Annotated in this window: 9 protein-coding genes; 4 read left to right on the top strand and 5 right to left on the bottom strand. The window is 57.8% G+C overall.

What is annotated here, in order from left to right; all coding sequences use genetic code 11:
• The 5 genes from WEB54_RS05335 to def all read right to left on the bottom strand — a co-directional run.
• Positions 1-380: potassium transporter TrkG (locus WEB54_RS05335; protein ID WP_368053925.1), on the bottom strand; the 380-nt coding region annotated here is incomplete at its 3' end.
• Between the two features lie 199 nt (positions 381-579).
• A complete protein-coding gene (trkA, locus tag WEB54_RS05330) occupies positions 580-1956 on the bottom strand; it encodes a Trk system potassium transporter TrkA (RefSeq protein WP_368053923.1) in 1377 nt (458 codons plus the stop codon).
• A gap of 19 nt (positions 1957-1975) precedes the next feature.
• Entirely contained in the window at positions 1976-3265 is a 1290-nt protein-coding gene (gene rsmB, locus WEB54_RS05325; RefSeq protein ID WP_368053921.1) for a 16S rRNA (cytosine(967)-C(5))-methyltransferase RsmB, read from the bottom strand.
• Entirely contained in the window at positions 3262-4236 is a 975-nt protein-coding gene (gene fmt / locus WEB54_RS05320; protein WP_368053772.1) for a methionyl-tRNA formyltransferase, read from the bottom strand. Before fmt ends, rsmB begins: the two co-directional genes overlap by 4 nt.
• 3 nt (positions 4237-4239) lie before the next feature.
• On the bottom strand, positions 4240-4746 hold the full coding sequence (gene def / locus WEB54_RS05315) for a peptide deformylase (protein ID WP_368053770.1): 507 nt from the start codon (positions 4744-4746) through the stop codon (positions 4240-4242).
• A 489-nt stretch (positions 4747-5235) separates the two neighbouring features.
• On the opposite strand from def, the gene WEB54_RS05310 reads away from it, so the two are divergent.
• The 4 genes from WEB54_RS05310 to hemF all read left to right on the top strand — a co-directional run bounded on the left by WEB54_RS05310 (position 5236) and on the right by hemF (position 9250).
• Positions 5236-6309, top strand: coding sequence for a LysM peptidoglycan-binding domain-containing protein (locus WEB54_RS05310; RefSeq protein WP_368053768.1), 1074 nt, complete (start codon positions 5236-5238; stop codon positions 6307-6309).
• A 126-nt stretch (positions 6310-6435) separates the two neighbouring features.
• Positions 6436-7533 (top strand): DNA-processing protein DprA, encoded by a 1098-nt coding sequence (dprA, locus tag WEB54_RS05305; RefSeq protein WP_368053918.1) that lies wholly within the window; start codon positions 6436-6438, stop codon positions 7531-7533.
• Positions 7534-7713: 180 nt separating this feature from the next.
• Positions 7714-8295 carry an L-threonylcarbamoyladenylate synthase gene (locus WEB54_RS05300; RefSeq protein WP_368053916.1) on the top strand — a complete coding sequence of 194 codons (582 nt, stop codon included), beginning with the start codon at positions 7714-7716 and terminating at the stop codon, positions 8293-8295.
• A gap of 37 nt (positions 8296-8332) precedes the next feature.
• Positions 8333-9250, top strand: a complete 918-nt coding sequence (hemF, locus tag WEB54_RS05295) for an oxygen-dependent coproporphyrinogen oxidase (RefSeq protein WP_368053762.1) — start codon at positions 8333-8335, stop codon at positions 9248-9250.
• Positions 9251-9253 lie beyond the last annotated feature (3 nt).

Below are 9253 nucleotides of genomic sequence, written 5' to 3'. Positions count from 1 at the left end.
AGGCTCTTGGGCAGGCTGTCGAGCCCGACAACGACGGTGGCCCCGGTGGTGGTCAGCGCGGAAAAGCTTTCAAAAAACGAGTCGGTATAGGTCACCGTGGCCGCTGGGGCCAGGTGAATGGGAATAGAACCGGCCAGCCCCAGCACCACCCAGAACAGCACGGTAATGACAAAACCATCGCGCGTGCGCAGCTCGCCCTGATAATGGCGCACCGGCATCCAACTGATAAACCCGGCCACCAGCGTCAGCAGAAAGCCAAGAATAAAGGCGTTGTGAATACCGTCCTGATAATAAAACGAGACCAGCACAGACGGCAGCATCGACAGACTGAAGACCATCAACAGCAAGCCCAGAACCTTGATGGTCATTCGATAATGCATTGTGCAGTACCACTCCTGCTGAACGTTTAAAAATGCCGGCACCGTAACAAGGGTTGCAGGGTCGCTTCATGTAACAGCGGGCAGGAAGCCCGCGTCCCTCACGGCGGCACAGGGATGTGCCTCCGTGAGGGGTGCAATGAAGCGGGCCTGTGACCCGAGCTCATGCCACTGCACTGTCCCGTTTTTAAACCACCACGGGTCAGAAGAACGTCAGTCCCACCTGGAACAACCGTTCTACGTCGTTAATTCTTCGCTTGTCGATCAGGAACAATATCACGTGGTCGTCTGATTCTATGACCAGATCATCGCGGGCAATCAGTACTTCCTCGTTGCGCACAATAGCACCGATGGTGCAGCCTTCCGGTAAGTCGATGTCTTCGATGGCCCGGCCAACCACTTTGGAAGAGCGCTTGTCGCCATGGGCGATGGCCTCAATGGCTTCGGCTGCACCACGACGCAGGGAGTGTACGTTGACGATGTCGCCACGGCGTACGTGAGTCAGCAGACTGCCGATCGTGGTTTGCGACGGCGAGATGGCAACGTCGATTTCACCGCCTTGCACCAGGTCTACATAGGCCGAGTTGTTGATCAGCGTCATAACCTTGCGCGAACCGAGGCGCTTGGCCAGCATGGAGGCCATGATATTGGCTTCATCGTCGTTGGTCAGCGCCAGGAAGATATCGGTGTCTTCGATGTTCTCATCGAGCAATAAATCCTGGTCCGAGACGTCACCGTGCAGTACTACGGAGTGGTTCAGGTTTTCGCTCAGCCATTGGCACCGGGTTTCGTTGCGTTCCAGCAGCTTGACCGAGTACCGGCTTTCCAGGCCCAGCGCCAGCCGATAGCCGATGTTGCCACCGCCAGCGATAATGATGCGCTTGTAGGACCGTTCTTTGGTGCGCAGCTCGCTCATCACGGCGCGGATATCGGTGCGCCCGGCAATGAAAAACACCTCATCGTCCGCTTCGATCACGGTGGACCCTTCGGGAATGATCGGCCGGTCTTTGCGAAAGATGGCCGCAACCCGGGTTTGCACCGAGGGCATGTGCTGTTTCAGGAAACGCAGTTCCTGGCCGACCAAGGGGCCGCCGTGATAAGCCTTAACCGCCACCAGTTGCAGTTTGCCCTCAGCGAAATCAAGCACCTGCAGCGCACCCGGGGTTTCAATTAACCGTTGAATGTAATTGGTCACCAACTGCTCGGGGCTGATCAGAACATCGACCGGAACCGCTTCAGGCGCAAAGAGTTTTTCGCTGTGCTGGGTATATTGCGGGCTGCGGATGCGGGCAATCTTGGTCGGCGTGCGAAACAGGGTGTAGGCAACCTGGCAGGCGGCCATGTTAACTTCATCGCTGCTTGTAACGGCAATCAGCAAGTCGGCATCTTCAGCACCGGCCTGCGCCAGAATATTGGGCAACGACGCCATGCCGGTTACGGTGCGGATATCGAGCCGGTCCTGCAAGTTACGCAACCGTTCGGCATCGGTATCGACTACGGTGATGTCGTTGTCTTCACTGGCCAGATTTTCCGCCAGAGTGGCGCCGACCTGACCGGCACCCAACAGGATGATTTTCACGCCCGTTTCCTTTTAAGACTTAGTCAGTCACTTTTTCGAGCAGCGCAAAGTAAAAACCGTCGTGGCCACCCGGCGTTGGCAGCCACTGTACCCCGACCTCGACCCCGGCGTCACCCGCCAGTTGCAGCTCGACCAGGCGGGCGTCTGACTGGCGTTTCAAAAAAGCGGACACGCGTTCGGAATTTTCACGTTGCAGCAGTGAGCAGGTCGCGTACAACAGCGTCCCGCCCGGTTTGAGTGTTTGCCACAAACGGTGCAGTAACTGATCTTGCACCTGGGTCAAAAACTCCACGTCTTTGGGCTTGCGCAGTAATTTAATGTCCGGGTGGCGACGAATAACGCCGGTGCCCGAGCAGGGTGCGTCCAGCAAAATGCGGTCGAAAGGGGTGCCATCCCACCAGCTTTTCAGATCGGCGGCATCGGCCGCTTTAAGGTCGGCTTGCAGGCCAATGCGGTCCAGGTTTTCCTGCACCCGTTCCAGTCGGCCAGCATCGATATCCAGTGCAGTAACCTGAGCGTCAGCGCGTTCCAGCAGGTGGCCGGTTTTGCCACCGGGGGCGGCGCAGGCATCGAGAATGCGGTCGCCGTCTTGCGGGTCGAGCAGGAAGGCGCATTGCTGGGCGGCTTCGTCCTGCACACTGACCCGGCCCTGTTCAAACCCCGGCAACTGCAATACACCGACCGGTTGAGCGAGGGTCACGGCTGAGGCGGTAATCGCTGACGGAGTCATCGACAAACCCGCTGCATCCGCCTCAGCCAGCCAGTCTTCGCGGCTGCCCTGGCGCTCATTCACGCGCAGGGTCATCGGGCCCTGTTCGTTGCAGTTGGTCATGATGTCGAGCCATTGTTCAGGGTAATCCTTACGCAACTGACGAGTCAGCCAGCCGGGCATGGCCTGTTGGTTTTGCAGCTTTTCGGTCAGTTCCTCGCGCTCGCGTTGGAAGCGGCGCAGCGCGGCATTCAGCAGCGCTCTGGCCCAGGGTTTTTTCAACGGTTTGGTGGCGTCAACCGTTTCATTGATGGTCGCATGCTCGGGTATGTCGAGATACAGCAGTTGGTAGAGCCCGACCAGCAGCAGCATATGTATCACCCGCTCTTTGTGCTGAATCGGTTTGTCGAGCAGGGTACGGGCAAACTCGTCCAGGCTTAAATAGTGCCGAACGGTGCCATACACCAGTTTCTGATACAGGCCGCGATCGGCCTCTTCGAGTGTATCGCGGTAACGTGGCAGCAAATCGCTCAGCGAGCGACCATGATCGGCGACCTGCAACACGGTTTGAGCCGCCAGGACACGGACGTTCTGGCTCATTGGGCGGCCTCGGTTTGGTGGAGTTGGTTACTGCTAAATACCGGATCGGCTTCAAAGGCCGCGCGGCGCGCGTTCAGTACATCGGCTGTGGCCATGGCTTTCTTGCCGGGCATCTGTAGCCTTTCGATAACCAGAGTGCCCTGACCGCAGGCGATGACCATGTCGGTGGTACCGAGTTGCTGGATGGAGCCGGGTGATGTCGTGGCTGCCTGATCACCGATTCGGGCCCGATGAATGCGCAGCGTTTGACCCTGCCACTGGGTGTAAGCACCCGGCCAGGGCGTTAGCCCGCGTATCTGGCGATTGATGTATTCGGCGCTGTTGGCCCAGTTAATCTCGCCTTCGGCCTTGTTGAGTTTCTCGGCATAGGTAGCCTCGGCATCGTTTTGTGGTTCGGCCACAGCGGTGCCAGCTTCCAGGCGCGCGAGCGCGTCGATCAATGCCGGTTTGCCGCAGTCGATCAGGGTATCGTGCAGGCGTTCGCTGGTCATGTCGGGCGTGATCGGGCAGTGGGCTTTGAGCAGCATGTCGCCGGTATCGAGTCCGGCATTCATCTGCATGATGGTGACGCCGGTCTCAGCGTCTCCGGCCAGCAGTGCCCGGTGAATTGGTGCAGCACCGCGCCACCGTGGTAACAGGGAGGCGTGGACATTGATGCAACCGAGTCGCGGTGCGTCGAGCACGGCTTGTGGCAATATCAGCCCGTAGGCAACAACGACCATTAAGTCGGCACCCAGGGCCACCAGTTCAGCCTGGGCATCGGCATCACGCAGTGATTTGGGCTGGTAAACCGGAATACCCGCAGCTTCGGCGACGGTTTTAACGGGTGAGGCCGTCACCTTTCGGCCACGACCGGCGGGCTGGTCGGGCCGAGTGTAAACCGCGATGACGTCATGATCGGAGCCCAGCATGGCTTGTAAATGCTCGGCCGCAAAGTCCGGCGTTCCGGCGAAGATTACCTTCAGCGCCATAAATCAGGAGGCCATCTGTTTGTGCTGTTTTTCCAGCTTCTTGCGAATCCGCGTGCGTTTCAGGTTGGAGATGTAGTCGACGAACAGTTTGCCGTCGAGGTGGTCGATCTCGTGCTGGATACAGATAGCGAGCAGGTCCTCAGCCACCAGTTCGAACGGTTCGCCATCGACATTCAACGCTTTGACGTGAATTTTGTCCGAGCGGGTGACTTTCTCGTAATAGCCCGGCACCGACAGGCAGCCTTCCTGATATTCGATATCACCGCCGAGTTTTTCATACTCGGGGTTGATAAACACATGTGGCTCATCCTGCTCTTCTGATACATCGACCACAATCACACGTTCGTGAACATTCACCTGGCTGGCCGCCAAGCCAATGCCCGGCGCATCGTACATGGTTTCCAGCATGTCACTGGCCAGCGTGCGGATGCGTTCATCCACCGCTTTAACCGGTTTGGCGATGGTTCGCAAGCGCGGATCGGGGTATTCGAGTATGTCCAGTAATGCCATGGTTCCTGTGCCCTGTCTTAATTCGATGTGTTATTAGCGTATTTTACACAATATGGGCGCAAACCGGTGCTTGCAACGCACGGTAATCCGCTAAAAACGGTAAAAAATACGGGACATACGGCGTTAGGCTTCTTGCACGTGTCGAGTTGGATCTGGGTTTGTTGTGACTTTGCTCTCAAAACCAGCGATAAAGCGCCACAAACAGCTCACAGCGGGCTTTAATATGTCTCGCTAAGCGATTGACTGCTAAACTAAAAGTGGTCACTCTTAGAACAGGTGTATGTGCCATATACTGACCCGACGCGGTCACCTTTCATGATCGAACAACAAGGGTGACGTGGCAGGTTGCAGACAGCGATGAACTAAAGGGCAGAAAGTGCCTGTTTTGCGGGTCGGCTTTCCGGGCGGCTGCTTATATACTGACCGTAGTTATCGGTAGAACCGATCGCACCATTGACCGTACCGTAGATTGTTATAGGGAAACTGGCTATGAGGAACACCATCGCAGCTTTCGTCATTCTGTGCTTCGGCGCGCTTCCTGCGTGGTCGGAAAATGTTGCGCTCAATGCCGATGTGCCCGAACGCTATACCGTTCAGAAAGGCGATACATTGTGGGATATCGCCGAAATGTACCTGGCCGATCCGTGGAAATGGCAGGACATCTGGCAATTGAATACCCAAATCGAAAACCCGCACCTGATATACCCCGGTGATGTGATCGGCCTGATCCTGGTCGATGGCGAGCGACGCCTGACGACCCTGTCCCGGGGTGAAGAAGCAAGCACAGTGCGGGTTTCGCCGGAAGATGCCGAAGGTGGCCTGGTCAAATTGCGGCCCACGGCTCGGGTCACCCCCATTCTGGGGGCTATCCCGTCCATTCCCCGCGAATACGTCGCTGGGTTCCTGACCGGTAACCGCATTCTGTCGGAAAACCAGTTGACCGAAGCACCTTACATTGTCAGTGGGCAGGAAGGCCGCCTGATCGTCGGCGCGGGCGATACCGTCTATGCCCGGGGTGACTTCGACGAAGCGTTGCGCACCTATCAGATTTACCGTGAGGGCGAGCCGCTAACAGACCCAACCACTGGCGAGGATCTGGGGTTTGAAGCCATTGAGCTGGGCCAGGCGCGCCTGTCTGATTACAGTCGCGATATTGGCACTCTGGAGCTGCAGCGCACTAATCAGCAAATTGGCCTGAGCGATCGTTTGCTGCCTTCGGATGAAACCTTGTTGAACTCCATGTTTTACCCGAGTGAGCCGCCCGATGGCGTCGAAGGTGAAATTCTGAGAGTGGCCCGCGGTGTGCGCAGTATTGGCCAGTTCGATGTAGTCACCATCAATAAAGGCGAACGCGAAGGGCTAGAGGCCGGCAATATATTTCGTGTGTTTCTGCGCGGCGATCGGGTCCGTGATCCGATCACCAACGTTCGTCTGCAGCTGCCAGAAACCGAAGCCGGGCTGATGATGGTGTTTCGTGTTTTCGATAAAGCGTCCTATGGGTTGATTCTGGAAGCCGACGTGCCGATGAGTGTGGGTGATCAGGTGCGTTCACCGGGTTTCTGACCGGACGCCTAAAGTCGGGCTGGTCAAACTGCTTACGGCAGAGTGGCACCGACTCTGAAAGTGTCAAACAGTTATATCCGGCAGGGAAGTGGTCGGAACCAAATCAGGGAAAAGGACCCGTTTACCATGGATGAACGTTTGCATTGGCTGTGTTGGGTACTGACACCCGGCTTCGGCCTGAAACGCTGCCACCAGCTATTGGACGTGGTGGATGACCCACGCGACCTGTTCCGATATGCCCAGCGCTGGCCGCTACCCCCCGCCATTAAACACACCCTTAGTGATATTCACCGCCTGGGGGAACAGCACCCGGTGTATCGGCGTGCGCTGGAGCAACTGCGCTGGCAGGAGCAGGAAGATTGCCACCTGGTGAGTTTGCAGTGCCCGGCTTATCCACAGCTATTAACTCACATCGGAGACCCGCCGCTGATGCTGTGGGTCCGGGGTAACCCGAATCTATTGGGGCAGAACCAGGTAGGGGTTGTGGGCAGCCGTAATGCCAGTCTCTCGGCTCGCAAACACGCCCAAAGCCTGGGTCGTGGTATCAGTGAAGCCGGGTGTGTGGTCACCAGCGGCGGGGCGGCCGGTATTGATGCCTGTGCCCATGAAGGCGCGCTGGAGGGCAGTGGCAAAACACTGGCGGTACTCGGCTGTGGGGTGGATCTGGTTTACCCGAAACAGAATGCGGGCCTGTTCTCCAGAATCAGTCGTCACGGCGCCCTGGTCTCGGAGTACCCACTGGGTACCCAGCCCAAACCGGGCCACTTCCCCCGGCGTAATCGCATCATCAGCGGCATGAGTGGCGCCATCGTGGTGGTCGAAGCCGCCGAACGCAGCGGCTCGCTGATTACCGCCGACCATGCTCTGGAGCAGGGCCGCGAGGTGTTCGCATTGCCCGGTGACGTCAGTAACCCGAACACGGCCGGTTGCCATCGGCTGATTCAGGACGGCGCCCGCCTGCTGACTGGCATTGATGATTTACTGGGTGATGGCGCGTTGGACTCACTTCGCGCCAGCCCACCCTCTGCGCCCTGCCCGCCGTTGGACCCGGACTTACCCGAACTGCAAGCCACCCTGCTCGGGCTGCTGTCATCGGAACCCCAGCCCCTCGATGTGCTCAGCGACCACCTGGAATGTGCCTCACACACCCTGCTGGAGCCACTGCTCGAACTGGAACTGGCTGGCTGGATCCTGCAACAGCCTGGCGGCTATTGCAGGATTTGACTGACGCAGAACAATAAAAGACGCGGAACATGAACTGACGTCTTTTATTGTTTTGCGTCCTTTATTGTTTCGCGTCTCTTATTGTGTCACGTCCCTTCCTGTCCCACGTCTTTTATTGTCCCACGTCTTTTAATTCAGTACCCTTCCCCGCTCCTTGGTATGAATCCGGATCCCGTCATCGTGACTGCTGAAACCCTACTGCCTAAAGCCCTTGATTTTGCCGCGCGCCAACTGGGCAAACGCCTCCTGGCCGGGGGTGTAGTGGCTTACCCGACCGAGGGCGTTTGGGGCCTGGGGTGTGACCCCTGGAATGCCGATGCGGTGGGTCGAATTCTGGCCATTAAGGAGCGTCCGGTTGCCAAGGGGCTGATTATTATCGCGGCCGACTATGACCAACTGGCCCCTTACCTCGCACCCCTGAGTTCTGATCTGATTTACCGCATGACCGAACGCTGGCCCGGGCCTTTCACCTGGGTTGTGGAGCACAATGGCAGCCTGCCCGATTGGGTGACGGGTAATCGGCCGACCATCGCTGTGCGTGTGCCGGGCCATCCGATGGCGCGGGCTTTGTGCCGACACGCGGGCATACCACTGGTGTCGACCAGCGCCAATCGCAGCGGTAAACCAGCGATGACCGACCGGCTGCAGGTGAGCCTGAAGCTGGGTGCAGAACTCGATGGTATCGCGCCGGGGCAAACCTTTTCCGGTGCCCAGCCGAGCCAGATCCGTGACCTGCTGACCGATCAGGTTTTTCGCGCCTGAACCCTGCCTTACCCCACCCCGTTTCTGTGGAGACCGCATGACGCACGCCGAATTCGATATCGAACCGATCAAAACCTATCTGCTGGATCTGCAGGATCGCATTTGCGCGGCACTCGAACGCGAGAACGGTACCGCCCACTTTGCCGAGGAGAGCTGGGATCGATCTGAAGGAGGTGGCGGACGTTCACGTGTATTGCAGGGTGGGCCGGTCATTGAAAAAGGCGGTGTCGGGTTCAGCCATGTGATGGGCGACACCATGCCGGCCAGCGCGACCGCGCACCGGCCAGAATTGGCGGGGTGCCGCTGGCAGGCATTGGGCGTCTCGCTGGTGATTCACCCGCGTAACCCGTTTGTGCCGACCTCGCACGCCAATGTACGCTTTTTTGTCGCCGAAAAAGACGGCATGAAACCGGTCTGGTGGTTTGGCGGTGGTTACGACCTTACGCCCTATTACGGCTTCGATGACGACTGCCGGCACTGGCACCAAACAGCGAAGGCTGCCTGTGAGCCTTTTGGTGATATGGTTTATCCGCGTTTCAAAACCTGGTGCGACGAGTATTTTTATCTGAAACATCGCAATGAACCACGCGGTATTGGTGGCTTGTTTTACGATGATCTGAATGAGTGGGACTTCGATACCTGCTTCGGTTTTATGCAAGCTGTTGGCAACAGTTATCTCGACGCCTATCTTCCTATCGTGCAACAACGGAAAGAGACTCCCTACACCCAGGCCCACCGGGACTGGCAGGAAGTGCGTCGTGGTCGCTACGTTGAATTCAATCTGGTGTTCGACCGGGGCACCCTGTTTGGGTTGCAATCCGGCGGGCGTACCGAATCGATTCTGATGTCGTTGCCGCCGCATGTGCAATGGGTCTATGGCCATACGCCCGAACCTGGCAGCGACGAAGAGCGACTGTTAACGCATTATTTAACGCCGCAAGACTGGGCCGGTTGAAGG

Source organism: Saccharospirillum sp., assembly GCF_040881935.1.
Taxonomy (GTDB): domain Bacteria; phylum Pseudomonadota; class Gammaproteobacteria; order Pseudomonadales; family Natronospirillaceae; genus Saccharospirillum.
Note: the sequence above shows the minus strand (reverse complement) of the source record. Positions and strands in the feature narration are given on the sequence as shown.

Coding starts and splice junctions, on each gene's coding strand:
- rsmB (WP_368053921.1), bottom strand. CDS start 3,265: ATGAGCCAGAACGTCCGTGTCCTGGCGGCTCAAACCGTGTTGCAGGTC.
- fmt (WP_368053772.1), bottom strand. CDS start 4,236: ATGGCGCTGAAGGTAATCTTCGCCGGAACGCCGGACTTTGCGGCCGAG.
- def (WP_368053770.1), bottom strand. CDS start 4,746: ATGGCATTACTGGACATACTCGAATACCCCGATCCGCGCTTGCGAACC.
- WEB54_RS05310 (WP_368053768.1), top strand. CDS start 5,236: ATGAGGAACACCATCGCAGCTTTCGTCATTCTGTGCTTCGGCGCGCTT.
- dprA (WP_368053918.1), top strand. CDS start 6,436: ATGGATGAACGTTTGCATTGGCTGTGTTGGGTACTGACACCCGGCTTC.
- hemF (WP_368053762.1), top strand. CDS start 8,333: ATGACGCACGCCGAATTCGATATCGAACCGATCAAAACCTATCTGCTG.